Source organism: Mucilaginibacter ginsenosidivorax (assembly GCF_007971525.1).
In the GTDB taxonomy this organism is placed as follows: Bacteria; Bacteroidota; Bacteroidia; order Sphingobacteriales; family Sphingobacteriaceae; genus Mucilaginibacter; species Mucilaginibacter ginsenosidivorax.
Genome location: NZ_CP042437.1, coordinates 4,198,220 through 4,223,969, shown reverse-complemented (window position 1 = coordinate 4,223,969; position 25,750 = coordinate 4,198,220). Strand labels below are relative to the sequence as shown.

The window sequence follows — 25,750 nt, the reverse complement described above, 5'->3', positions numbered from 1 at the left end:
AACCGCTGAAATTTGGACGAATGTAAAAGTTAAAATTTGTTAAACTGAAAGTAGATAATGCTGATTAACAGCAATAAAAACAGGCTTTCGTAAAACCATTTTTTGGTTGCATACAAAAAATAATAGGCAAAAAACACCGCGGCGGGCGCTATGCACAACAAAAAATGGTTTATGTGAAAGGAGGCGTTCACGTAAAATGAAAAGCCGGCAATCAAAAAAATAAAAAATAAAAGCTGGAAAGATTTACGGGTTTGCACGTAACTTTTAAAGAAATTTTGCTGCAATTTAAAAATGCAAAGCACCAATATTAATAAAACAGGTATCAGCAGCAGGTAATTATAGGAGTTAATGCTGATGTGATCAGGAAACTTTTTACCCAGTGGCAACCAGATATTGTAAAAAACGGCAATCTTATCGTTTAGATAGTAGAACACTGCCAAAAAGAAAAAGATGGTGGCATACCCCAAAATGCCCGATACCCACTCGCGCCAGTTAAAGGGCTTAAATAATATGAGTGATATCCAAATGATCAAAAAAAGGTAAATAAACGGGAAGTAAATAAGCGAACCAAGCGCAACTATCATGCCTGCATCATAAGATATTGATTTGGCATTATCGCCTTTGTATAAGCTAAATAGCTTAAATAACATCCATAGCAGCAAAAAGTTACAAATAAGCGGCGCGCTCAATATCAAAAAAGGCGAAAACAACCCCGAGAGCGTTACATACATCAAAGCCGGCAAAAAAGAGGGCTTGCTTAATAAATTATAGTGATTTATTAAATAGTTAAGCAGCAATGCTTGTATCAGTATCAACACTGCTGCAAAAAAAATATTCAGCCCGGGCGACAGTGCGTACTCATAAGCAACCGGCACCAGCAGGCGTGCAAACGGCTCAACAAACACAAACTCCAGTTTACCGGGTACCTGTATCATATAGCCCAGCCGGGTAAGGAACAATACAACCACCAGCCACAATACATTCAAAGGATTAAAAGACCGGAAAACCTGGATCATAGCGGGCGATATTTTGCGGCGGTAAAATTAGCACAAAAAGCCAAAAGAGTGGTAATAGATTTAAGGAGATAAGCCTGCTACGCTCCTTCAGGTTCATCTAATTGCTTATTTATAGCCTGTAATTTTGCTATGGTAGCGTTTATATCGGCCTGCTGCCTTTTAAACTCACGGGGTGTTATATAAAAGTAGGCAAAGGCTAACCACCCCAATGAACATACACTGGATACTATCGCCCAAAAAAAACTCATTTTTCTTTCAAACTCTATCATATATAAAAACAAGCCTGTTCCTAAAAACAGGAAATATAATTTTAATACCCTGGTTTGAATGAACTGCTGCTTTTTTTGTATCGACATTAATTCGGCCAGGTAAGTAAAGGCATCCGTTTCGGGGTGGCTTTTAAAGAGGCCCATATACAGGCCATTGCTTACGATCATAAAAGCAACTATGGCAAATATAATAAGCACCACACCAATGGTAGTAGTAAGTACCCGGGTATCTAAATTGACCGCTACGTATATTATCAAAATTACTGTTGCAAACAATACCAGGTTGGTCCATATCAGTTTATTTCTTGTTTTATTTTTTATGCCCATGGCCTTTTTTATTACGGCTTTAATATCGGGTTTATCGCCTGCGGGCTGTTGCTGCCAAAGCGTTTTTAAATCAATATTGCTGCTCATACTTTTTAAATTTTTGAGATAGTTTTTCTTTAATCCTGTAAACCTTTACCCTGATGTTGGTTTCAGAAAGCCCGGTAATAGCGGCTATTTCGGCTTGCTTTACATCTTCCAGCTCCAATGAAATGATGATGCGGTCAATCTCGGGCAGTTCGGCTATACATTTATACAGCAGTTGCACCTGGCCTTCGGTATCGGGTGGCGGTTTATCTTCCAATTCGGCCGGCATCTCGCCAATTGGCATCCGGTTTTGCTTTTCCAGCTGGCGCAGGCAATGGTTTGATGCGATGCGAAAAATCCAGGTGCCTATGGCCGATTCGTTCCTGAACTGATCGAGCTTTTGCCAAACGGTAATAAATGTTTCCTGGGTAATATCGCGGGCACGGTCATGATCGTTCATGTAACCCATGCATACACGGAAGATTTTGCTGTAATAGGTATCATAAATTTCTTCGAACGACATGCCCTTGATTTGTTTTCGGTTATTTAGATACCGGATTTTTTAAAATGCTACATTTATTTTCCGATGGCAAATTTGCCGTATCTTGAACCGTTAATTGAAATATATAAATTATTTTTCACCTGCTGTCCTATTCCATAAAACCTGATCGTCTTACAGCTTTAATCACCAAAATTTAAATCATCATGAACGAATTTTTATTGATCTTCAGACAAGTTGAAGAAAACGCAACAGAGTCACGCTCGCCAGAGCAAATGCAGGCAACCATGAAATTGTGGATGGATTGGCTGGGCGGCATTGCCGCGCAAGACAAACTGGTTAGTAACGGCAACCGCCTTTATAACGGCACCGGATCGGTGGTAAGGCCTGGCAACGTAGTTACCAACGGCCCTTATGTTGAAATAAAAGAATTAATAGGCGGCTACTCCATGATCAAGTGCGATACATTGGAAGAGGCTACCGAAATTTCAAAAGGTTGCCCTATTTTGCTGGTTGGCGGCAATGTTGAGGTACGCCAGGTTGTGCCCATGAATATGTAATTTTATGCTGCCACCTCCCCGCATCCGGGAGGTGGCTTTATACCACCATGAACAAAACTGAACTGTTGCCGCATTTATTTCGTACCGAGTACCGCAAAATAGTATCGGTACTGTACAAGCACTTTGGTTTTGAGCATCCCGAAATTGCCGAAGATATTGCCAGCGAAACTTTTTTAAGCGCCGCCGAAACCTGGGGGCTTAAGGGCCTGCCCGAAAACCCCGTTGCCTGGCTTTACGCCGTAGCCCGCAACAGGGCCAAAGACTATTTAAAGCGCAATAAAATCTTCGACCAAAAAGTTACCCCCATCCTGCAATCGGGACAGCCGGACTATGCTGAGTTTGAAATAGACCTATCGGACAAACACATTAATGACAGCCAGCTACAGCTAATGTTTGCCATATGCCAGCCGGTGTTGCCTGCTGAAGCACAAGTGAGCCTGGCGTTACGAATTCTATGCGGGTTTGGGATTGATGAAATTGCCGATGCTTTTTTATCCAACAAAGCCACCATTAATAAGCGCCTGTTCAGGGCTAAGGAAAAACTGCGGGAAGAAAAAGTAAAGATTGAATTCCCGGCAACACCGCAAATAAGCAAAAGGCTGCAGGCTGTTTTAACCACCTTATATTTATTGTTTAACGAAGGCTATTACTCTACCAGCCAGGATACCACCTTGCGTAAAGACCTCTGTTTAGAGGCCATGCGCCTCACCTACCTGCTCATTGAAAATGAGCTGACCAACCTGCCCGAAACTTGCGCCCTGATGGCACTGATGTGTTTCCATTCCTCGCGTTTTGACGCGCGTACCGACGAACATGGCGAAATGGTACGTTATGACGATCAGGATACCAGCCTTTGGGTTGATGAACTGATACACAAAGGAAAACATTACCTGGAACTGGCATCTAAAGGCAACCAGGTAAACAAATACCACCTGGAAGCGGCCATTGCCTACTGGCATACTGTAAAGGAGGATACGATAGATAAATGGGAAAGCATACTGCAATTATACAACCGCCTGCTGCAAATTGCCTATTCGCCGGCGGCGGCGCTCAACCGTACTTATGCCTTGTATAAGGCCCGCGGTAAACAAGATGCCATTATTGAAGCCGAAAAATTGAAGCTGAACGATAACCACTTATACCATGTGTTATTGGGCCATTTGTATAAAGATGCAGATAACACACTGGCCATAGCCCATTTGCAAACCGCGTTAAAGCTTGCAAAAACCGCAAGCGAGAAAACCCGCATCAAAAAAGATTTAGCGCAATTAAAGTAACCTGATTTTCGTTAATTTTATACAACTATCTAATAATACCTATTACTTTATTAATCATGCAATTACGATAGTTTTTAGTCGAAAGCCTTAAGCTCTCAGCAAAAAAGAATAAATTGACTTTTGACTCAAGACTTAGTACTATTAACTTAACACCACATGGCTTACGACGAACAATTAACCAACCGCGTACGCGAAGCATTAAGCGAACAGTCCAAAGTTGACGAGATAAAAATGTTCCAGGGGTTGTGCTTTATGGTTGATGATAAAATGTGCGTTTGTGTGCGCGATACCGGCCTGCTTTTCCGCATTGGCCAAAACCAGGCAGCTGTAGAATTAGAAAAAGGCGATTGCCGCCAGATGATAAACGGCAGCCGCGTAATGAAGGACTACGTTTGGGTTGATGGCAACGACATTAGCGCCAACAAAAAGTTTAGCCATTGGATGGAATTGGCTTTGGAGTTTAATAAGTTAGCTAAGGCATCTAAAAAACGCGGGAACAAATGAAGGGTGAAAGGCGAAAGTTTTTTCTCCCCAGGCGAATGTGTCTTCACGGTCATCTTTCCAAGATGCATATTGCTTGCTAAAGTAACGAGAAACAGTTTTTTGTAATTACCCACAACCGCGGGAAATCTTTTTTACTCTTATTCTACCCCCGCCTTATCGGCCCGCTTCAGCAACTCAATCAGTTCATCAATACGCATTGGTTTGGCTATGTAATCATTCATGCCTATACTTAAGCACGCTTCCTTGTCTTCGGGCATGGCATTGGCCGTCATGGCGGCAATGTATGGCTGTTTTATAGCCTGGTTACGAATAAATTTGGTTGTTTCCAGGCCGTCAAGCTCGGGCATCTGGATATCCATCAGCAATACATCGTACTGTTTTTCGGTTATTTTTTCCAATACTTCGTAGCCATTGCTTACCATATCAATATTATAACCCAGTTTAAACAATACCCGCTCCACCAGCTTTTGGTTTATCAGGTTGTCTTCGGCCACCAATATTTGCAACGGATGTTCCTGGGCAAAGCTGGTTTGCAATAAAAACCGCTGTGCGCCTTTAACCTGTGGTTCATCTTTCTGGTTGGTAAGGGCGGCATTAATGCTTTTCCATAAATTATTTTGCTTAACAGGTTTGGTTAATATGGATGAGAAAAGCTTCGGAAACTTTTTGCGGGTTTCGTCGCCTATCGAACTCAGCATAATAACGGGCATCGGGGTTTCAAATCGACTCACCTCCCTGGCAAGGCTTACGCCATCGGCATCAGGCATTTGCATATCTGTTATTATCAGCGATATGGCCTGGTGGTGTTTCAATATCTCTAATGCTTGTTTTACCGATGTGGCCAACACAGGCGCCAGTTTCCATTGCTGCAGCTGATTTTTGAGAATGAGCAGGTTGGTCTCGTTATCATCAACCAACAGCACCTTTTTCCCTTCTACATTGGCCAGGCTTGATGGGTAAAGGTGGTATTTTGAGGGCACCTTACTGCGGCTTGCCTTGATACTGAATTTAAACACCGAGCCTTGCCCATACATACTTGATACGGCAATTTGTCCGCCCATTAATGTTACCAGCCTTTCGCTGATGATAAGGCCTAAACCTGTGCCACCATATTTGCGTGTTGTTGATGAATCAACCTGCGAAAATGCCTGGAACAGGCTCGCAATTTTATGATCGGGTATGCCTATACCGGTATCCTTTACGCTGAAACCTATCTCCAACGCATCGTTCCCCAAATCGTTAACCAAAAAAATATCTACAAATACCTCGCCCTTTGGGGTAAACTTGATGGCATTGTTTACCAGGTTTATCAACACCTGTTTAACGCGCAGGCTGTCACCTACAATTTGTACAGGCAAAGCGTAATCTATCTGGTAAATTAAATCAATGTTACGTTCGGCAGTACGTTTGGCAAAAATATCCATCACTTCTTCTACGCTTTGCCGCAGGTCAAAATCATCCTGCTCCAGTTCCATACTGCCCGATTCTATTTTCGAGAAATCGAGGATATCGTTAATCACGTTAATTAAGTTATCGCCGCAGGTTACAATGGTTTCTGTAAACTCCCTTTGTTCGTCGTTCAGTTCGGTTTCCATCAGCAGCGATGCCATACCTATCACCCCGTTCATCGGTGTACGGATTTCATGGCTCATAGTGGCCAGGAAAACGCTTTTGGCCTGGTTGGCACGGTCGGCCTCCTGCCGGGCCAGTTGTTCCTGCTGCCGCTGGTCCATCAGCTCTTCCGATTGTACCTGTAATTCTTCATTTAAAGCCTGCAGGTTTTCAGACTGTGCTTTTAACTCCTCTGATTGCTGTAGTACTTCGGCGGTACGCTCTTTAACCTCGTGTTCCAGTTTTTGCTTTTGTTTAATGATACTATTTAACCGGTAGCGGTACAAGGCCCAGGTTAAACCGCAAATGAGCAAAGCAATCAATATTTTAAACCACCAGGTATCCCAAAATGGCGGAACAATGATAACTTCAACACTTAAAGGTTTTGACGACCATCCGCCTGAATTGTTGCGGCACTTAACCCTAAACACATAATTACCTGGCGGCACATTGGTATAAACAGCTGTGTTTTTGCTCCCTACATCGTTCCAGGCCTCATCAAAATTTTCTAAAATGTAGGCATAGTCCTGTTTATCAGTTGAAGCAAAACTTAACGAAACAAATTCGAAAGAAATGATAGATTGATCATAATTCAGGGTGATGGATTTGGTTTCGGAAATTTCCTGTTTTAACGGCGACGGATCATTTACGCCCCTGCTAACCGGCACCGACTTATTGAATAATTCAAAATCAGTAAGCCTTAAAGGCGACTCATGCTGTGCTACTTTCAGCATTTCGGGATTAAAGCGGTTAAAGCCGTTTAAGCCGCCAAAATAAATATTGCCCTCGTAATCCTTCAATGCCGAGTGTGGTTTAAACACATCGCTTTGCAAACCATCTTCAACAGAAAAATTCCTGAATGTTTTTTTTACCGGATCATACAGCATTAATCCCTTGCTGGTGGTAATCCACAAATCGTTCCTGTTGTCCTCGCGGGTAGCGTAGGTGAAGGCTGTTGGCATGCCCTCTTTTGCCGTAAAAGTTTTAAAAATGCCGGTTTTAGGCTCAAATACGTCCAGCCCACCGAATGTGCATAACCATAACTTGCCGGTATGGTCTTCAAAAATATCAACCACCGTATTGTTGCTGATGCTGTTTTTACCCTTTTGGTGTTTAAAACGGGTAAAGGAGTTTGTTTTTTTATTATAAAGGTTTAGCCCGGCATCGTTAGTACCTACCCAAATACGGCCTTCTCTATCGCAAAAAATGGAGTTGACTATATCGCTGCTCAAACTGTGTATATCTTTGGGGTTATTTTTATAGGTGATAAAACTGTTGGTTGCCGGTTGATATACACTTACGCCCCCACCAAAGGTGCCCGCCCATATTTTATTATCCTGATCAATGGTTAGCGCATATACATCATTACCGCCCAAACTTGTAGAATCGGCCGGGTTATGCTTATATCGCCGGAATTTTTTGGTGACAGGGTCCATCACGCTCAAGCCCTCGGTCCAGGTGGCTATCCACAGGTTTTTATGGGCATCCTGTTTTACATCCAGTACATAGTTGCCTCCAATACTGGTATCATCATTTTTTTTGTATTGATACGAGGTGAACACCCCGGCCTTCCGGTCCAACAAGTTGAGGCCTCCCCCATCAGTGCCAATCCAGATATTTTGGTTGCTGTCTTCCGTTAAACACAGCACAAAATCATTTGATAAGCTTTTGGGCGACGAGGTATGTTTAAAATGCGAAAAGCGGGCTGTGCTCCTTTTAAACATATTAACGCCGCCGCCAAATACCCCTACCCACATGTTGCCAAGGTTATCTTTAGTGATCACATCAACCGAGTTACCGGTAAGGCTGGTATTGTCTACATCGTCGTGTATATAGTTGTTGAATTTGTTTTTGGAGTAGCTAAAAATACTGATCCCCCCGTTTTCGGTACCAATCCAAATGGTGCGGCTTACCCCCTCGGCCAGGCTTTGAATGCTGTTGTTTGATAGTGAATTATCGTTACCTGGGTTATTTACAAAATGACGAAAGGTTTTATTGGTATCGTTAAACAAATTCAGGCCATGCTCAAAAGTACCTACCCACAGGCGTTTGTCCCTGTCGCGCAAAATGCAGGTTATACGGTTAGCCGATATGGAGCCTGCATCTTTATCATTGTGTTTAAAACGGATAAAATCATGCGTTTGCGGCCGGTATAGGTTAAGGCCCTGGTCAAAAGTACCTACCCACAGGTTACCAAACTGGTCTTTATGCAGCGCGGTTACCTGGTTGCTGCTTAAACTGTTGGCTTTATTTTTTTCATTTTTAAAATTGGTACACAACCCGGTTTTTATATCAAAAAGGCTAAGGCCTTTGGTTGACGTGCCCAACCATAATTTTCCGTTGCCGGCCAGCACTATTTTGCTGATATTATCCTCGGGGATACTCTTACTGTTTTTATCGCTATGGCTATAATGGCTGAAGCGATCTGTCTTTCGGTCGAATTTATTCAGCCCTTCGGATGTGGCTATCCACAGATTGCCATTTTCGTCTTCGGCAATATCAGCAACGTAATTACCACTGATGGTAGTTACGTCGGTAGGTTCGTTGCGATAAACTTTAAATTTATAACCATCGTATCGGTTAAGGCCATCGCCGGTTCCTATCCAAATAAAACCGCGGCTATCCTGTATAATGCAGTTAGGGTTAATTTCGGACAGACCCTTTGCCGAGCCAAGGTGCTCAAAATGAATTTGCCGGATTTGCCCGAATAATGACGTAGTTAAGGCCGTAAATAAAACTATCAGAAATTTTTTTATGCCATTCATTATTAATTAACAAAGTGAAAACAGGAGTTAGGGTGCGCACTTTTAGCCGATAGCTATTTATACGGCCTTTTTTATTGAAAGTTAACACTTTATTAACAGATGACAATTCATCAAACAAAATAATAGTTTTGGACTATAAAATATGACTATATGAGCAACATCCCGTTTACAACCCTTGATTGGGCCGCCGTTGAAAAAACGGTACACCAGGGCGAGTCTGGAACTGCATTTTGGCAAACAGTACAATTTCCCGGCTTAAGGATAAGAATTGTGGAGTACAAAGATTTGTACCTGGCCGATCACTGGTGCCAGAAAGGCCACATTGTACACTGCCTGGAAGGCTCATTTGTTACGGAACAGCAAAACGGCGAAAAAATTACCCTTAAAAAAGGCATGACCTATGTAGTATCTGATGATCTGAGCTCGCATCGCTCTTCGGCCCGGGAAGATGTAAAGCTGTTAATTATTGATGGCGATTTTTTGAGGAACAGCGATTTGTGAGGATACAGATAGCGCAATGAACAAAACAGAAGCTAAACTACGCCCTATCAAACGTTTGCGTGATATTAAAAAAGTGAACGGGGTTAAAATAAACTTAGCCATCGGCCCCGTCATCAATAGCCGATGGAGTATCATACCTGTTCAGCGATTTTTGCAATAACATTTTCATCTGTTTAACCAAAATCCTGGGCCCCAATACTTTTATTTTTGGCCCGAAGCCCAGCAGTTCGCGCTCCAGTTCAAAATTCATGATCACGCGGATGGTAAAAACTTTGCCGCCGTTCTCCTCGCTAACTACTTTTTGGGTGTGGTGCAGGGGCTTGGTAATTACGTAAGGCGCGTTGGCATCGTCAATCCAAAATACCACCTGCGTATCGCGCTGTCCCGGTGATTTGGTTACGCCGATAACATCATTATAATAAGTGCCAAAATCTATCGATTTATTTTCGCGGTATTCATCGGCATGCTCTTCTATGGTTTGAATCCTGTCGAGCGCCAGGTTTAGCATCTGGGCGTTTCTTTTATGTGGCATGCCCAATACAAACCAACGGTTGCGATATTCTTTCAACAGGTACCCGCTAAAACAAAAGGTGCTGGCCTCGCGTGCTTTGAATGATTGATAAGTAATGCACATGGTTTTTTTAGCTACGATGGCTTTACGAATAACCTCGATATATTCCAGTCCCTTCAGGTTATCGTTCTTTTCAAAATCGATAACCGGCGTGCTGTGCGTTTTTTGGGAATATATTTTATCTTCCAGCTTGCTCACCATTTCGTTGAGGTCGGTAAAGTGGTTAAAGCCTTTAAATTGTTTTAGCAGGCTTGATACCTCGCTCAAAACTTTTAAATCCTGCTGATTGATGGGGCTGTTGGTAATGCTGTAATTTTTATCGGCATAGGTGTAGTACTTTTTATCTACCACTATAATTGGCGCCTCATAGCCCAGCTTATTACTGCGCATCATCTCGATATCGGCCTGTACCGAGCGGCGGCTTACGCCTTTATCAATACCTTCAAATTCGTATAAAGCATCTGAGCAGGCATCAATCAAATCGTCAAGCGTCCATTTTTTATAGCGGTTTTGAAGGCAATTGTCGATAGTACGGTAGCGGATAAGGGCATTGCGGTTTACAGGCATGTTTTGATTTCGGAATTCGGATTTTCGATGTCGGATTTATTTTGGATGAATTTATGATTTATTTTTTTACTGCGCAAAAAGACTGCGCAGTGGCTGTTTTATTTTGTATCATCAAAAAGATAATAATGGTCATGGAAAAAGAAAAGATCAGCAACAACGACTTAAAGGACCTGGGTATTAATGACGTGGATATATTGGTAAGCTTTGGCCGCGTGGCATCGGGCTTATTGAAAAACGAGGTAATGAACAAACCGGATATACTGGCCAACCTGGAAGCTTTAATTAACAACCCGGCACCCTACCTGTTTAACAACGATGGCAAGTTTAAAAACCTTGCCGAAAATGTTATCGCTTTGCGTAAAGAGGGGCGTTTTTTAAAACAGCTACAGAACGAGTTTAAGCTAAAAAAGGAAACTATCGATTTCCCGGTTTGGGGAGCGGAGCATATTCATGCAGGCGCAATGGCCCAAATGCGTTCGGCTGTGCAGTTGCCGGTTGCTGTTGCAGGCGCTTTAATGCCCGATGCCCATCAGGGCTATGGCCTGCCTATTGGCGGTGTGCTGGCTACAACAGCCAATACCATTATACCCTTCGCGGTGGGCGTGGATATTGCCTGCCGAATGTGCCTGAGCATTTTTGATTTGCCCGCGCAAATGATAGATACCGAAACGGATAAACTGAAAACCATGCTGGGCGACCATACTTTTTTTGGCATGGGATGTACTACAAAATCGCATTTTGATAGCTCATTGTTCGATAGCAATACCTGGGGCGAAACCAGGGTGATCCGTTCGTTAAAAAACAAGGCTTATGCGCAGTTGGGTACCAGCGGAACAGGTAACCATTTTGTGGAGTGGGGCGAACTAAGCATTGCCGATGGTGTTTTGAACGGGATACCCGCCGGTAATTACCTGGCTTTGTTGTCGCACTCCGGTTCGCGGGGCTTTGGGGGTAGCGTGGCCAATCATTACTCTAAAATAGCCATGAACAAAACCAGGCTGCCGGCCGAAGCCAAACACCTGGCCTGGCTGGATCTGGATAAGGATGAGGGACAGGAGTACTGGATTGCCATGAACCTAGCCGGCGAGTATGCCAGTGCCAATCACCACGAGATACATAACAAAATAGCCCGTGCGCTTAACCGGCAACCGGTTATGATGATTGAAAACCACCATAATTTTGCCTGGAAAGAAAAGCTGGCCGATGGTACCGAAGTAATGGTACACCGTAAAGGGGCAACCCCGGCAGGCGAAGGTGTGTTGGGTATCATCCCCGGATCGATGAGTACGCCAGGCTTTGTGGTACGTGGCAAAGGCGATGCGGCCAGCATCAACTCGGCATCGCACGGTGCGGGCCGGTTAATGAGCCGGAGCGCCGCTTTTAAAGCATTGGATAAAGCAGCCATTGCCGCCAACCTGGTTGATAAACGCATCACGCTGATGGGGAGCGATATGGACGAAGCCCCGATGGCCTACAAGGATATCCACACCGTAATGGCCGCTCAAAGCGACCTTGTTGAGGTGCTGGCCAAATTTGAGCCGAGAATTGTGAGGATGGCCGATGCAAGGGAAAAGCCAGAGGATTGAGGCATATTTTATACGATTATTAACAAAATTAATACCTAAACCTGCGTTGGTTCGTTTCACGGGCCAGCGCTAATTTTATTTATGATGAAACCTATCCCATCAACTGCCGAAGTATTGGATTGAATTAGCTTTTTTCCCCAGGCAAGCCATATTATTTAATACTATTTTTTTCTTCCTAACCCTATTGTAAATGAGCGATTTTGTGCTTAACTTCATACTACCAATTTCAAATAAACCAAATATACAGGAGAAGTCGTCATGAAGAAAAATGTCACTGTAGTTAATCAGCCCGAGAAGGCGGAAGCTACAAAATCTGAATCAGTACCCTGCCAAAGTTTTAACCCCAAAATGTATCGCGATCATACGCGTTGTGATCATTCGCATGGGCGGGTTAATAAATTTCCGTTCGGCAGCAGCCACGGACCGTTATCGTTTTAGAGAGAATTTTATAACGACCTCTTTGCGCAGGCAGGCCGTCCCTTGGCCTGTGTGTTTAAGGGTGCACACTTGCGTGCTTAAAAAGTATGCGCCCTTAAATTTTTAGTCTTAAGTCTAAAGCCTTAAGTTCTAAGTCAGAAAAGAATTAACTTAACTTTTGATTATACACTTTAACATTATTAAACGAATAGTCTTCAGGACAATCGCTTTTAAAAATTGATGTAGAAAGGTAACCCCTACGGGGCATAAAACACATTTTACAATTTGTCTACAAATATGTAGCCTCTACGAGGCATAATGGCAAAATACCTGGACAGGTGCCTGCCTCGTAGAGGCTACCAATTTGTAGCAATATCTATCTAAATTTCTTTTATGCCCCGTAGGGGTTACCTACCTCAGCATTAAAAAATCATTATTGAGATAAAAAGTTTAGTCGTGATTTCGCCGGGATAGTCTTTCATCGAAATCCTCAAGTTCTACATCAAAAAATATTAAAAGACTTTCGACTTAGAACTTAAAACTTAGCACTAATTCCCCCCAACCGGATCGGGCTTAGCCGGATTGGCCGGGTCATAAACCGCCACCCCTACCCGCGAATCGGCGCAGCCATAGTACAGGTACCATTTCTTTTTAAAGTAAACCATCCCCTCAATAAACACCGTTCCGTTAACATACTGCCCGCTTTTTTCGAAGGGTTCCATCGGCCGCAAAAAAGGCAGATCAAGCCGGGTGATGTTCTTCGCCGGGTCCTTACTATCAAACAAAGCCTGCCCAGCGCAGTACGAATTGGGGTTAAACCTGGTATCACGGCCTTCGCCTGGTTTGTTTTTGCCGTTGTAAAACAATATGATTCCCTTATCGGTCATCAACGCGGGCGGGCCGCACTCGGTAAGGTCGCTGTCAAAATAGCCGGGGCGTGGCGATATCAGTTGTTTTAATTCCATGTTTTTATCTACCACGGGCGCCCAGTCAACCAGATTGGTTGATGTTGCTGCATACACATGCTGCTCGCCCCAATACAGCCAGTATTTTCCGTTTATTTTGATGATCACCTGTTTGCCATTCACCACTTTGGTAAGTATCGATGCCGATTTGCTGGCGATGTTAAAAAACTTACCATGGTAAGCCGTTTCAAAAATGGGCCCATGCTTTTTCCAGTGGATAAGGTCGGCTGATGTTGCTACGCCCAGGCGGGGCAGTTTACGGTTCCATTCGGTATAAAACACAACGTATATGCCGCCAGCGGTAACGGCCACACGCGGGTCTTCACAGCCCCCCGGCCATTCATAGGGTTTGGCGCTATCGTTGGCCGGGTAAAGCACGGGGGCTTTTCGCCTTGTAAAATGCAAACCATCGCTGCTTTCGGCATATCCCAGCCGTGATGTACGGAAACCAATGCCAATACCAAACTTATCTTCGGCCCGGTATAAAATCACCACCTTGCCATTTTTTACCGCCGCGCCAGGGTTAAAAGTATCGTTAGCCTCCCAGGCCACCGGCTTTTTACTCATCGGGTCGATAAATGTGAGGCTGGTATCGGGCGATATAATAGGGTTCAACTTTGCCGGGCGCGCAAAACCGCCAAAAGCCCAGTCGGGCAGCACATTGGCTGCGGCCTGCCCAAAACATGCCCGGCTTAACAGGAATAACGCAAAAGTCCCGGCTATTTTAAAAATTGGTTTCATAAACGGATTATATTGGTTTACAATAGTACGTGGTATTATGGCGGAATAAAAATTAAATGTTTGAGGGGGGTAGCTATTGGATAATCCTGATATGTATAGTTTTATTGAGGCATCGGCTTTGAACGCCGACTAAGACTCACCCGGCGAGGCTGCGCCCGCCACCCTCTCTTCAACCTGCGGTTGGAAAGAGGGGCTTGAAAATTTATTATTTATTTTCCCCCTGAGAAAGTAATAAAACAACGTTCAACTTTCAAGCCCCTCTTTCCTGCGCAGCAGAAGAGAGAGGGTGCCCCAGCGCAGCGTTGGGCGGGTGAGTCTTCGCCGCCATACTAAAACGCCATTCATCTACCCAAGGAAATCATATTTCACAACCTTTGTCTCTCACTACGCAAAAAGGCTGCGCACTACCCTCCTTACTTTGTTTCCTGTTACAAAACATCAATAAATAATTATACATTAAGCGCAGCTATCAATTTATGTTACTCACTATATCCACTACCCATTTCCCGGCCGATGATCTGAGCTTTTTGCTGCATAAGCATCCGGCGAAGATCCAGTCTGTTGATATTTCTTCGGGCAAGGCCCATATATTTTACCCGGAGCTAAGCGCGCAAAAATGTACTGCCGCTCTGCTGCTTGATATAGATCCTGTTGGGCTGGTACGCAGCGCAGGCCCTAAAGGGAATGATTTTGCACTGGAGCAATATGTGAACGACAGGCCTTATGTAGCCAGTTCGTTCATGAGCGCAGCCATAGCCAAGGCTTATTCATCAGCCCTTAACGGCCGCTGTAAAGACAAGCCCGAACTGGTTGATACAGCCATGCCCTTTACCGCAAAGCTGGCCGTATTGCCTGTTAAAGGAGGCGAGGTAATATTAAAAGCGCTTTTTGAACCTTTGGGATACGCCATTAATGCGGTACAACATCCGCTGGATACAACTTACCCTGATTGGGGCAATAGCCGGTATTTTACCGTGGAGTTAAGCCACCAGGTAACCTTGCAGCAATTGCTATCGCACCTGTATGTGTTAATCCCGGTATGTGATAATGATAAGCACTATTGGGTAAACCAGGAAGAGATAGAAAAATTACTGGCCAAAGGCAAAGGCTGGCTGGAAACACATCCCGCAAGGGAACTCATCGTTCGCCGTTATATGAAAGGCCAGCGGTCATTAGCCAACCAAACGCTGGATGTTTTACTGAGTAAAGACCAGGTTGACGCCGATACTGCTGAAATGGAAAGTCCCGGAATAAATGATGCGGAAGAGCCACAGTTGCGCATCCATGACCTGCGTTTACTGGCTGCCAAAGATGAATTACTATCTGCCGGCGCCAAACGAGTGGTTGATTTGGGTTGTGGCGAGGGCCGACTGATCAAACTGTTATTAGCCGAAAAGCAATTTGAATTTGTTTTGGGGATGGATGTAAGCTACCGCTCGCTGGAAATTGCTAAAGAAAGGCTGAAGATGGACCGGATGACCGAAAGGCAGTTACAAAGGGTACAGCTAATACAGGGATCATTAACCTATCGCGATAAACGACTGCAAGGTTTTGACGGCGCTGCCCTGGTAGAGGTAATTGAACACCTGGACGAGCATCGGTTAACCGCGCTGGAAATATCGGTATTTGAATATGCCAAACCAGAAGTTTTAGTAGTAACCACACCCAACGCCGAATACAATGTACGCTTTGCCGATCATGAGGCCGGCAAAATGCGCCATAACGATCACCGTTTTGAATGGACAAGGCCCGAATTTGAAGCATGGGCAAACCGGGTGGCCATACAGTTTGGCTACGCCGTATCATTTAAACCCATTGGCGAGGTTGATCCCGAGGTAGGTGCGTTAAGCCAGATGGCGATATTTAAGCAAGAGGAAAGTGGGTTATAGCCCGCATTTGGCGAAATTCTGAAGGGGGAATAACGTATATCGCATGGCGGCGACGACTCACCCCGACGAGGCTGCGCCCGTCTTCCCCTCTCTCCGACTGCGTCGCATAGAGGGGCGAAAAAAGAAAAATAAAAAATGGATTTCACCCTCTTTGCGGCTTCAGCCGGAGAGAGGGTCGGCCAGCGCAGCGTAGCCGGGGTGAGTCGTGGCCAGCGTTCAAAGCCTATGATTATTTGAACCGAAACACCCCGTGCATAATTCGCTTAAGTATGACGGGAGAGGAATTAAACAAAAGAAGAAATGTCAAGAGATAAAAATATAAAAATACCCGAATTGGCTTTAGTGGTGCTGATAGGTGCAACAGGCTCGGGAAAATCGAGTTTTGCCCGGAAGCTTTTTAAACCAACGGAAATTATATCGTCGGATACCTGCCGTGGCATGGTGAGCGATGATGAAAATAACCAGGCTGCATCGGCAGATGCTTTTGCCCTGGCAAGGTACATTACCGGCTTGCGTTTAAAAAACGGCTTGCTTACCGTGATAGACGCGACCAACGTACAGGAAGAAGCACGCCGCGACTGGGTAAAACTGGCCAAAGAGTACCATTGCCTTCCGGTGGCCATCATCCTGAATATGCCCGAAAAAGTTTGCGCCACCAGGAACGCCTTGCGGCCCGACCGTAATTTTGGCGCTCATGTTATCCCGCAGCATATCTCGCAGTTAAAGCGCAGTTTTAAAAAGCTGAAGTATGAAGGTTTTCGCAATATCATCGAATTACGGTCGCCAGAGGAGGTGGATGCCATAACCGGCATCGTCCGCGACCCATTGTATAATAACAAAAAGCACGAAAACGGCCCGTTGGATATTATAGGCGATATACATGGATGCTATGACGAACTGGTAACCCTGTTGGGCAAATTAGGCTATGTAAACAATGCAGAAACCTGGGCGCATCCCGAAGGCAGAAAAGCCGTATTTGCAGGCGACCTTGTTGACCGCGGGCCTAAAACGCCCGAAGTGTTAAAATTGGTAATGGCGATGACAGCCGCCGGTACGGCATATTGTGTACCGGGTAACCATGATATAAAACTAATGCGCTGGCTTAATGGTAAAAACGTACAGTCTAAGCACGGCCTGGAAAAATCAATTGAGCAATTAGCGGGCGAAACGCCTGAATTTAAGAACCAGGTAAGCAAATTCATTGATGACTTAGTAAGCCATTATGTATTTGACGATGGCAAACTGGTGGTTGCCCATGCGGGACTAAAGGAAAGCATGCAGGGGCGCGGATCCGGCGCGGTGCGCGAGTTTTGTTTATATGGCGATACAACGGGCGAGATAGATGAATTTGGTTTACCCGTAAGGCTTAACTGGGCTGCCGAATACACCGGCAAGGCTATGGTAGTTTATGGCCACACGCCGGTACCGCAGGCGCAGTGGTTAAACAATACCATCGATATTGATACCGGCTGCGTATTTGGCGGATCACTTACAGCGTTACGCTACCCCGAACGGGAACTGGTTGCTGTAAAAGCGAAGGAGGTTTACTGCGAACCGGCAAAGCCTTTAAACTATGTTAAGCCATCAATAGATAGCTTAACCCTGCAACAGGAAAACGACCAGGTACTGGATATTGCCGATTTTACGGGAAAACAAATTGTAGAAACCCGGTTGGGCAACAATATCACCATCAGGGAAGAGAATGCCATTGCGGCTTTGGAAGTGATGAGCCGCTTTGCCATTAACCCAAAATGGCTCATTTATTTGCCGCCAACCATGAGTCCAGGCAAAACCAGTATACTGGATGATTACCTGGAGTTCCCGACCGAGGCGTTTGATTATTACCAGGCGGCAGAAATTGGCCGGGTAGTTTGCCAGGAAAAACATATGGGGTCAAGGGCGGTAGTTATTGTGGGTAAAAACGAGGCCGCCATTAGCAAGGCTTTTGGCATCAGCAATGAGGGTATTGGCACCATTTATACCCGCACCGGCAGGGCATTTTTTAATGATAAAAATACCGAGCAGGCCTTGCTTGGCAGGCTGAATGAGGCGTTGATCAATTCGGGATTTTACGAGCGTTTTGATACCGATTGGGTTTGCCTGGATACCGAACTGATGCCATGGAGCGCCAAAGCGCAAGCTTTATTGCAAACACAGTATGCCGCTGTGGGTACGGCCGCCACTCATGCTTTAGCCGAAGTAACCGACGCTTTAAAGCAACTGGCCGCCAGAGATGCCAATGGCGAAACACTTTTGGTCGAATACAGTGAAAGGCAACAGGAGGCAGCAAAGTTTACAGCTGCTTACCAGCGCTATTGCTGGCCGGTAAACAGTTTGGACGATTACAAGCTGGCGCCCTTCCACATCATGGCATCCGAAGGGAAACTATGGACGGACGAAAACCACGAGTGGCATATGGAGCAGATTGCGAAGATCTGTTCGCATGACCCGGCCATATTGCTGGCAACGCCTTATAAGGTTGTAAACCTGAATGATGCTGCCAGCATAAACGAAGCTACAGAATGGTGGTTAGCATTGACAGCTAAAGGCGGCGAGGGCATGGTAGTTAAGCCCTATCATTTTATCGAAAAAGATAAAAAGGGACTGATACAGCCCGCCATTAAAATACGGGGCAGGGAGTACCTGCGAATTATTTACGGCCCGGAATATACCGCGCCCGAAAATATAGAGCGACTAAAATCACGGGGGCTAAACGCCAAAAGAGGCCTGGCCTTACGCGAGTTTTTACTTGGCGTTGAAGGGTTACAGCGTTTTACTGATAAGGAACCGTTAAGGCGTGTACACCAGTGCGTGTTCGGCGTACTGGCCATGGAAAGCGAGCCGGTTGACCCGAGATTGTAATTTTTTGTAGAGACGCATAATTGCGTCTCCCGCGTTTAGGTGTAAGATTTGTGGGTCCAATTGTGAGTAACCATCAGATAGCACCTTAAAAAAAATGTTATGACGTGCAACGAAATATAGTTAAATTATATGTCCTAAACTACCGTCATTGCGAGGTACGAAGCAATCCCGAACTATGTGGAACTTAGCATGTCGGGAATTGCTTCGTACCTCGCAATGACAAATATTCGATATTGACAGTCAACAACTTATAAACACGTCATTATAAGGTTGATTTGCGTGGGTGATTTGCATGCGGGAGACGCAATTATGCGTCTCTACATTTTTTTTAATATTTTAACATGAAACAAACCATCCTCCAAAAACTGCTCGAACTGGAGCAGTCTGAAAATATAAAGATATTGTACGCCTGCGAATCGGGCAGCAGGGCCTGGGGCTTTGCCTCGCCCGATAGTGATTTTGATGTGCGGTTTATCTACTCCCGCCCTGCCAACGATTATTTGAGCATTATTGAAATGCCCGATGTTGTTGGCCTGCCGGTTAACGAGGTATTGGATATAGGCGGCTGGGATTTAAAGAAAACTTTAAAGCTGTTCATGAAATCAAACGCGCCCTTGTACGAGTGGCTGCAATCGCCCATAGTATACCGGCAGGATGATGCTTTTGCTGATGAGTTGCGCAGTTTGATGCCGGGCTATTTTTCTTTACGATCTGCCGGAAACCACTATTTATCTATGGCGCATAACACCCTTCGGGATGATTTGCAGGGCGAAGAGGTAAAACTTAAACGATATTTTTACGCGTTGCGCCCGGCGCTTGCCTGCCGTTGGATAGTGGAGAAACAAACCGTACCGCCAATGGAATTTGAAAAGCTACGGGTATTGTTGACCGATAACAAAATACAGGCCGCAATAAACGGGTTATTGGCAAAAAAACAAATGGCCGATGAAAAGGCGATGATAAAGTCGGTTGATCTGTTAAACGAATGGCTGGCTGATACCCTGAATAGCTGCAAAGCGCAGCTACAACAATTTACATCAGAACAGCAACCGGCGCAGCCGTTAAATGAGGTGTTCAGGAGGTATATACAATGATGGACTACAAGGAATTAAAATTACGTAAAGAGTTGATCCTGCTGGATTGTGTAAGCGGCAGCACCGCTTATAACCTGAACGTGGCCGGATCGGACGTGGACAAAAAGGGCATTTTCATGATGCCGCAAAAACAACTGTATGGCTTTGAGCGGCAGGAACAGATAGCCAATGCCACCAATGACGAGGTTTATTTTGAGATAGGCCGGTTTCTTGATCTGCTGGTTAAAAACAACCCCAATATCCTGGAGTTGCTAAACACCCCGGCCGGGCATGTATTGTACCGCCATCCGCTGATGGATTTGGTAAAACCTGCCGATTTTTTATCAAAACTGTGCATGGATACCTTTGCAGGCTATGCGCAAACACAAATAAAAAAGGCGCGGGGCCTCAACAAAAAGATAAACCGGCCGATGGATAGCGAACGTAAATCGGTATTGGATTTTTGCTATGTGATACACAATAGCGGCAGTATCCCGTTAAAGGAGTGGCTGGGGGGAAACCACTACACCCAGGAGCAATGCGGCCTTGTTAGCCTGGACCATTTCAGGAATGTGTATTTATTATACCATCAAAACCAGCTGACAGAAGGCCGGTTAAAAGGGCTCATCTCTGGGGCCGGGGCTGATGATGTACAGCTAAGCCAGGTACCCAAGGGAATTGAAAACCTGGCAGTGATGAATTTTAATAAAGATAGCTATTCCATTTACTGCCGGGAATATAAGGAGTACCAGGCGTGGGAAGATAAACGGAACGATTTGCGGTACCAAAGTACGCTGTCGCATGGCAAAAGCTACGATGCCAAAAATATGATGCACACCTTCAGGTTGCTCAACATGGCCGAAGAAATAGCTGTATCTCAACAGGTAATAGTACAACGCAACGACCGTGATTTTTTACTCAGGATCCGCAACGGCGAATTTGAGTTTGACGAACTGATGAAAATGGTGGAAGGAAAAATGGAAAGCGTAAAAGCGGCCTATGAAACATCAACCCTGCCCGAAAGGCCGGATATGGATAAAACCGAATTGCTTTTAGTGCAGATAAGAGAGGCTTTTTATAAAGGCTGACTTTAATAAAAAAATAAACAGCCGCTTATAGCGAATTCAAAAATATGGCTATAGATTTTTATGACTTATTGGACACGAATAAAAAAAAGATATTATTTGAAATCAGCCAGGATAATTTTGCTGAAATTGAATTTGTTTTTTTGCACCTCAGGGAAAAAACAGGCCTGTATATAGATGCTTATGGCAAAAGCAGAATTTACCGGAGCCATGTGGATATGCTTGTTTCTTTTATGACCGAAAGCATGAAAGAATCAGCTTCGAACAAAAGAAAAATCCTGTCTGAAACTATAACAAAGTTTAAAATCGTTGATCAGGGATTTTTAACGGAAGGCGACTAACCCGCCTAACTTATGCGCACGCTACCTTTTAACGCCCATTTTTCCAGCTTGTTCACCAGGTCGTCCAGTTTAAATGGCTTGCTTATATAATCGTCCATACCTGCATCCATACAAATTTGCAAATCGGTTTGCAGTGCATTGGCTGTCATCGCAATAATAAAAGGACGCTCGGGGAAACGTTTTTTTATTATTCGCGTGGCTTCCAGGCCGTCCATTTTGGGCATTTGTACGTCCATCAAAATCACGTCGAATGTTTTTTTATTAACCAACTCCAGGGCTTCCAATCCATCGGCAGCCAATTCGGCTTCATATCCCAGTTTACTCAAAACCTTCATAATTAATTTTTGGTTCATCTGGTTATCTTCAGCAACCAGAATATGCAATGGGTACCTTTCCGAGAAATTATCAGGCAGTTTATGTTTGGCAGCATCGGCTGGCACCTGCTCGTTGCCGGGTGCGTTTACATGCCTGGCAAGCTCTTTTATAATATGCTTGTATAAATTATTTTGCTTGGCAGGTTTGGTTAATATCGCACAAAAAAGGCCGGGGTTATCCTTATGGAAAATATAACTTATCGAGCTTAAAAGCATTATTGGTAAATCGGGATATTTAGCCCGTATTAAATTGGCCAGCTCAATCCCATCCATAAACGGCATTTGCATATCTGTAATAACCAGTTTAAAATCGTGCTGTTGCGATAAAATATCAAGGGCCTGCTCGCCCGAATTGGCCACCACCGGGCTTAGCTGCCACTGCTCCAGCTGGCCTTTTAAAATCCGGCAATTGGTATCGTTATCATCAACAATCAAAATCGCGCTTTTTTCAAAACCAATCATACTTTGGTTTATTTGCACGGCATCTTGCAGTAAACTCCTTTGTGTATGAATATTAAACCTGAAAGTACTTCCTTTGTCAATTTCACTCTCCACACTAATTTTACCGCCCATTAGCTTCACCAGCTGCTCGCTTATAACCAGGCCAAGCCCGGTACCACCATACTGACGGGTTGTTGATGAATCAACCTGCGAAAACGCTTTAAATAGCCGGTGCAGCTTATCGGCAGAAATACCAATGCCAGTATCTTTTATATCAAAGCTTAATTCGATGTGATTATCTTCTGACGTACTGAGCAAATGTACAGCCACATAAATTTCACCTTTTTTGGTAAACTTGATAGCGTTACTTATCAGGTTGATCAGGATTTGCCTAAGCCTTAAACTATCCCCAATAATTTGCGCCGGTACGTCATAGTCAATCTGGTAAACCAGGTCGAGTTTTAGATGAGCCGCCTTTAGGGCAAAAACATCAAAAACTTCTTCAATACAGGTACGCAGGCTAAAATCCTTTTCTTCCAGCTCCATGTTGCCCGATTCTATTTTAGAAAAATCTAAAATATCGTTGATAACTGCCAGCAGGTCTTCGCCACAGGTTTGTATAGATTCGGTAAAGGTTAGCTGTTCTTCATTTAAAGGCGTTTCGGCAAGTAAAGAAGCCATCCCGATTACCCCATTCATAGGCGTGCGGATCTCGTGGCTCATGGTAGCCAAAAATATACTTTTGGCGCGGTTAGCTTCTTCGGCTTCAAGCGCCAATTTTTTCTCTACTTCTATTGCCCGTGCCAGCTGCTCGGTACGTTCTTTTACCTGGCGCTCAAGCTCGGCTTTTTGATTTAATATGGCACGCGTACGGATAACATAAAATGCCGGACCGCTTATAATAAAAGTTAAAGCTACAATTAGCTTAAACCACCAGGTGAGCCAAAATGGAGGCGCAATATAAATAGTGATAGCCGTGCCTTTGTTGTTCCATTTACCATCGTTATTTGATGCTTTAACCCTGAATGTATATGTACCCGGATCAAGGTTAGTATAAGTGGCGGTTCGCTTATTGCCAACATAGTTCCAGTCTTTATCAAAATTTTCCAGCTTATAGGCGTATTGGTTTTTTTCGGGAATGGTATAATTCAGAGCTGCAAACTCAAAAGTAAGTACCGAGTGTTTATAGGAAAGGTTTATGGAGCTTGTTTCGCTGATATCTTTTTGAAGCACCGAATTTTTATCGGCGGTGCTTACCTGCTTGTTAAAAATTTGCAACCCGGTAACATAAACCGGAGGAATAAAGTCATTATCTTTTAAGCTATCCGGATAAAAAGTACTGAATCCGTTTACGCCTCCAAAAAACATTTCCCCGTCGGCAGTTTGAAAACAGGAGTGGCTTTTAAACTCATCGCCCTGCAACCCATCAGAAATGCCGTAGTTTCTGACGGTTTGGGTTTGAGGATTAAACCGGGAAATTCCTTTGTTGGTGCTTATCCAGAAGTTGCCTCTACCATCTTTTAAAATCGCACGGATCATGTTGTTGGGCAGACCTTCCCTTTCGGTATATATCGTAAAAGTTTGGTTGTGCCTATTAAAAAGGTCAAGTCCGCTGTTGGTGCCAATCCATACATCACCATTATCAGCCTCTTTTATTACATCAATAGTGTTGTTTGATAGGCTATGCTTGTTTCCCTCATCGTGCCTGTAATGGGTAATACTGCCGGTTTTCGGGTTTAATATATCCAGCCCATTATCGGTACCTATCCACATATTACCTTGCCTATCCTGAAACAGGGCGGTAATAATATCGCTGCTTATACTGTTATTATCCTGCGGGTTATTCCTGTACCGTGTAAACAGGCCGGTTTTTACATTATAGTAATTTAGCCCTCCTTTCCAGGTACCTACCCATATGTTGCCTTCATTGTCTTTACACATAATATTGACATCAGAAAGGGAAAGGCTGCGTGGATTATTTGCCTGCGGCAGGTGATGGATAAAAGTTCCCTTTCTTTTATCAAACAAGTCAAATCCGCCAATGTGGTAACCAATACTGATAATATCTTTATTTATTGGCACAATAACCATAGGGTAATTATTACTTATGGTATTACTGTTATTATCGTTATGCAGATAATGCACAAAGGTCTTTTTTTTCCGGTTAAATAAATTCAAACCACCCCCATCGGTGCCGATCCATATGTTTTCGTCGCTATCGTCTCCGGATATACCCAGCACATAGTTATTGCTCAAACTATTTGGATTGTTTGGATTTTGACTATATGAACTGAACTTATTGCCCAACGCCGGTAAAAAATCGACACCACCCGAATATGTGCCTATCCAGGTATTTCCTGTATCATCCTTATACAAACAATAAACAGAGTTACTGCTTAGGCTGTAAGGATCATTTGCATCAAATTTGTAACAAACAAATTTATTTGCCCGATAGTCCAGCACACTTATGCCGCCATTTTCGGTTCCTATCCATAGCTTCCCGTCAGTTTCCAGCATCGAAAGGATATCGTTATGGCAAATACTGTTACTATTATTGGGATCGTGTTTAAAATTTATAAATGAGTTGCTGGCGGGGTTATATAACGCAAGCCCGCCGCCGTGTGTACCTACCCAAATATTGCCCTTGCTATCTTTATAAACTGCTTTTATCCAGCTGGCGCCTAAACTGGTATTGTTTGCCGCATCATGAAAATAACCAATAAACTTACCGTTTTGGGGATTAAAATGGTAAAGCCCGTCGTCCGTTGCTATCCATAGCCAGCCATTATTATCTTCGGTAACTTTGTATATAAAATCGCTAATTACATTGTTTGTGCTTTTATCTGCATGTGTAAATTTTTTAAATGAACCATTTGTAGTATTAAACAGATATAAGCCCTTACTGGTACCCAGCCACATCCTTTTTTTACTATCCAAAAAAACAGACATGACAGCAAAAGTTGTTTGATTGGAGTAATGGATAAATGTATTTGTAGCCCGGTCAAATCTATCAAGCCCGCTTTCGGTCCCAACCCATAAATTATGGGAACTATCTTCCGTTATTGATTGTACATAATTATCTATAATTGTTGTCTTGTTATTCTGATCGTGCTTATAATGGGTAAATTTATAGCCATCGTATTTGTTAAGGCCGTCTTCGGTCCCAAACCACATAAAGCCACGGCTATCTTTAATAATGGCTGTCACGTGGCTTTGGGAAAGACCCTGGTTTGTACTAAGCTGTTTAAATTTAAGGGCGGGTGTTTGCGAATAGGACGATCCGGCAAAAAGTTGGTATAAACACGAAATAAAAAGAAATATTCGACTCATTTTGTTGTGTTAATACTTTTTATTGCAGCGTCATTTTAAGTTAGTTTGGCGTATACTCATACGGGATTTAAGCCGAATAGTTTCATATAATGTAATATAACACCGTTTATTTAACTTGCTAATTATTTAATTTACAAGCCATTTAAGTAATTCCC

General features: G+C 43.9%; 17 protein-coding genes. 10 read left to right on the top strand and 7 right to left on the bottom strand.

Going from position 1 to position 25,750, the window contains the following annotated elements; translation table 11 throughout:
• Nucleotides 1-29 precede the first annotated feature (29 nt).
• From FSB76_RS17705 to FSB76_RS17695, 3 genes are all read right to left on the bottom strand, one after another.
• Entirely contained in the window at nucleotides 30-1,016 is a 987-nt protein-coding gene (locus FSB76_RS17705; protein ID WP_147055615.1) for a DUF6427 family protein, read from the bottom strand.
• Between the two features lie 77 nt (nucleotides 1,017-1,093).
• Complete coding sequence (locus FSB76_RS17700) at nucleotides 1,094-1,699, bottom strand: hypothetical protein (RefSeq protein ID WP_147055613.1); 606 nt, start codon at nucleotides 1,697-1,699, stop codon at nucleotides 1,094-1,096.
• The gene (locus FSB76_RS17695; RefSeq protein ID WP_147055610.1) at nucleotides 1,683-2,159 is read right to left on the bottom strand and encodes an RNA polymerase sigma factor; all 477 of its coding nucleotides are present in this window, start codon (nucleotides 2,157-2,159) and stop codon (nucleotides 1,683-1,685) included. Before FSB76_RS17695 ends, FSB76_RS17700 begins: the two co-directional genes overlap by 17 nt.
• Nucleotides 2,160-2,341: 182 nt before the next feature.
• On the opposite strand from FSB76_RS17695, the gene FSB76_RS17690 reads away from it, so the two are divergent.
• From FSB76_RS17690 to FSB76_RS17680, 3 genes are all read left to right on the top strand, one after another.
• The gene (locus FSB76_RS17690) at nucleotides 2,342-2,695 is read left to right on the top strand and encodes a YciI family protein (protein WP_147055608.1); all 354 of its coding nucleotides are present in this window, start codon (nucleotides 2,342-2,344) and stop codon (nucleotides 2,693-2,695) included.
• A gap of 47 nt (nucleotides 2,696-2,742) precedes the next feature.
• Nucleotides 2,743-3,972: an RNA polymerase sigma factor gene (locus tag FSB76_RS17685; protein WP_147055606.1), complete on the top strand. Its 1,230-nt coding sequence runs from the start codon at nucleotides 2,743-2,745 to the stop codon at nucleotides 3,970-3,972.
• Nucleotides 3,973-4,128: 156 nt separating this feature from the next.
• Nucleotides 4,129-4,476: a TfoX/Sxy family protein gene (locus FSB76_RS17680; protein ID WP_147055604.1), complete on the top strand. Its 348-nt coding sequence runs from the start codon at nucleotides 4,129-4,131 to the stop codon at nucleotides 4,474-4,476.
• 137 nt (nucleotides 4,477-4,613) lie between these two features.
• Here FSB76_RS17680 and FSB76_RS17675 read toward each other — a convergent pair whose 3' ends face one another.
• A complete protein-coding gene (locus FSB76_RS17675; RefSeq protein ID WP_147055601.1) occupies nucleotides 4,614-8,852 on the bottom strand; it encodes a hybrid sensor histidine kinase/response regulator in 4,239 nt (1,412 codons plus the stop codon).
• A gap of 150 nt (nucleotides 8,853-9,002) precedes the next feature.
• On the opposite strand from FSB76_RS17675, the gene FSB76_RS17670 reads away from it, so the two are divergent.
• The gene (locus FSB76_RS17670) at nucleotides 9,003-9,353 is read left to right on the top strand and encodes a DHCW motif cupin fold protein (protein ID WP_147055599.1); all 351 of its coding nucleotides are present in this window, start codon (nucleotides 9,003-9,005) and stop codon (nucleotides 9,351-9,353) included.
• Between the two features lie 94 nt (nucleotides 9,354-9,447).
• Here FSB76_RS17670 and FSB76_RS17665 read toward each other — a convergent pair whose 3' ends face one another.
• The gene (locus tag FSB76_RS17665) at nucleotides 9,448-10,491 is read right to left on the bottom strand and encodes a helix-turn-helix transcriptional regulator (RefSeq protein WP_147055597.1); all 1,044 of its coding nucleotides are present in this window, start codon (nucleotides 10,489-10,491) and stop codon (nucleotides 9,448-9,450) included.
• A gap of 131 nt (nucleotides 10,492-10,622) precedes the next feature.
• Here FSB76_RS17665 and FSB76_RS17660 point away from each other — a divergent pair, with 131 nt between their 5' ends.
• Nucleotides 10,623-12,077 (top strand): RtcB family protein, encoded by a 1,455-nt coding sequence (locus tag FSB76_RS17660; protein ID WP_147055595.1) that lies wholly within the window; start codon nucleotides 10,623-10,625, stop codon nucleotides 12,075-12,077.
• Between the two features lie 965 nt (nucleotides 12,078-13,042).
• Here FSB76_RS17660 and FSB76_RS17655 read toward each other — a convergent pair.
• Nucleotides 13,043-14,200 (bottom strand): glycoside hydrolase family 130 protein, encoded by a 1,158-nt coding sequence (locus tag FSB76_RS17655; RefSeq protein WP_147055594.1) that lies wholly within the window; start codon nucleotides 14,198-14,200, stop codon nucleotides 13,043-13,045.
• A 476-nt stretch (nucleotides 14,201-14,676) separates the two neighbouring features.
• Here FSB76_RS17655 and FSB76_RS17650 point away from each other — a divergent pair, with 476 nt between their 5' ends.
• The 5 genes from FSB76_RS17650 (at nucleotide 14,677) to FSB76_RS17630 (ending at nucleotide 21,450) form a co-directional block, all read left to right on the top strand.
• The gene (locus FSB76_RS17650) at nucleotides 14,677-16,089 is read left to right on the top strand and encodes a 3' terminal RNA ribose 2'-O-methyltransferase Hen1 (protein WP_147055591.1); all 1,413 of its coding nucleotides are present in this window, start codon (nucleotides 14,677-14,679) and stop codon (nucleotides 16,087-16,089) included.
• A 300-nt stretch (nucleotides 16,090-16,389) separates the two neighbouring features.
• On the top strand, nucleotides 16,390-18,951 hold the full coding sequence (locus FSB76_RS17645) for a polynucleotide kinase-phosphatase (protein WP_147055589.1): 2,562 nt from the start codon (nucleotides 16,390-16,392) through the stop codon (nucleotides 18,949-18,951).
• 341 nt (nucleotides 18,952-19,292) lie between these two features.
• Nucleotides 19,293-20,045 (top strand): nucleotidyltransferase domain-containing protein, encoded by a 753-nt coding sequence (locus FSB76_RS17640; RefSeq protein ID WP_147055587.1) that lies wholly within the window; start codon nucleotides 19,293-19,295, stop codon nucleotides 20,043-20,045.
• Nucleotides 20,042-21,112, top strand: coding sequence for a DNA polymerase beta superfamily protein (locus FSB76_RS17635; RefSeq protein WP_225976240.1), 1,071 nt, complete (start codon nucleotides 20,042-20,044; stop codon nucleotides 21,110-21,112). The genes FSB76_RS17640 and FSB76_RS17635 overlap by 4 nt, the downstream gene beginning before the upstream one ends.
• A gap of 44 nt (nucleotides 21,113-21,156) precedes the next feature.
• A complete protein-coding gene (locus FSB76_RS17630; RefSeq protein ID WP_147055585.1) occupies nucleotides 21,157-21,450 on the top strand; it encodes a hypothetical protein in 294 nt (97 codons plus the stop codon).
• A gap of 5 nt (nucleotides 21,451-21,455) precedes the next feature.
• Here the strand turns inward: FSB76_RS17630 and FSB76_RS17625 are convergent, their stop codons facing one another.
• Nucleotides 21,456-25,595, bottom strand: a complete 4,140-nt coding sequence (locus tag FSB76_RS17625; protein WP_147055583.1) for a hybrid sensor histidine kinase/response regulator — start codon at nucleotides 25,593-25,595, stop codon at nucleotides 21,456-21,458.
• Nucleotides 25,596-25,750 lie beyond the last annotated feature (155 nt).

Bases quoted from the DNA above. Each gene is read 5' to 3' on its own strand.
- FSB76_RS17695 (WP_147055610.1), bottom strand. From the start codon at position 2,159: ATGTCGTTCGAAGAAATTTATGATACCTATTACAGCAAAATCTTCCGT.
- FSB76_RS17660 (WP_147055595.1), top strand. From the start codon at position 10,623: ATGGAAAAAGAAAAGATCAGCAACAACGACTTAAAGGACCTGGGTATT.
- FSB76_RS17655 (WP_147055594.1), bottom strand. From the start codon at position 14,200: ATGAAACCAATTTTTAAAATAGCCGGGACTTTTGCGTTATTCCTGTTA.
- FSB76_RS17635 (WP_225976240.1), top strand. From the start codon at position 20,042: ATGATGGACTACAAGGAATTAAAATTACGTAAAGAGTTGATCCTGCTG.
- FSB76_RS17645 (WP_147055589.1), top strand. From the start codon at position 16,390: ATGTCAAGAGATAAAAATATAAAAATACCCGAATTGGCTTTAGTGGTG.
- FSB76_RS17670 (WP_147055599.1), top strand. From the start codon at position 9,003: ATGAGCAACATCCCGTTTACAACCCTTGATTGGGCCGCCGTTGAAAAA.
- FSB76_RS17690 (WP_147055608.1), top strand. From the start codon at position 2,342: ATGAACGAATTTTTATTGATCTTCAGACAAGTTGAAGAAAACGCAACA.
- FSB76_RS17685 (WP_147055606.1), top strand. From the start codon at position 2,743: ATGAACAAAACTGAACTGTTGCCGCATTTATTTCGTACCGAGTACCGC.
- FSB76_RS17675 (WP_147055601.1), bottom strand. From the start codon at position 8,852: ATGAATGGCATAAAAAAATTTCTGATAGTTTTATTTACGGCCTTAACT.
- FSB76_RS17625 (WP_147055583.1), bottom strand. From the start codon at position 25,595: ATGAGTCGAATATTTCTTTTTATTTCGTGTTTATACCAACTTTTTGCC.
- FSB76_RS17680 (WP_147055604.1), top strand. From the start codon at position 4,129: ATGGCTTACGACGAACAATTAACCAACCGCGTACGCGAAGCATTAAGC.
- FSB76_RS17650 (WP_147055591.1), top strand. From the start codon at position 14,677: ATGTTACTCACTATATCCACTACCCATTTCCCGGCCGATGATCTGAGC.
- FSB76_RS17630 (WP_147055585.1), top strand. From the start codon at position 21,157: ATGGCTATAGATTTTTATGACTTATTGGACACGAATAAAAAAAAGATA.
- FSB76_RS17665 (WP_147055597.1), bottom strand. From the start codon at position 10,491: ATGCCTGTAAACCGCAATGCCCTTATCCGCTACCGTACTATCGACAAT.
- FSB76_RS17700 (WP_147055613.1), bottom strand. From the start codon at position 1,699: ATGAGCAGCAATATTGATTTAAAAACGCTTTGGCAGCAACAGCCCGCA.
- FSB76_RS17705 (WP_147055615.1), bottom strand. From the start codon at position 1,016: ATGATCCAGGTTTTCCGGTCTTTTAATCCTTTGAATGTATTGTGGCTG.
- FSB76_RS17640 (WP_147055587.1), top strand. From the start codon at position 19,293: ATGAAACAAACCATCCTCCAAAAACTGCTCGAACTGGAGCAGTCTGAA.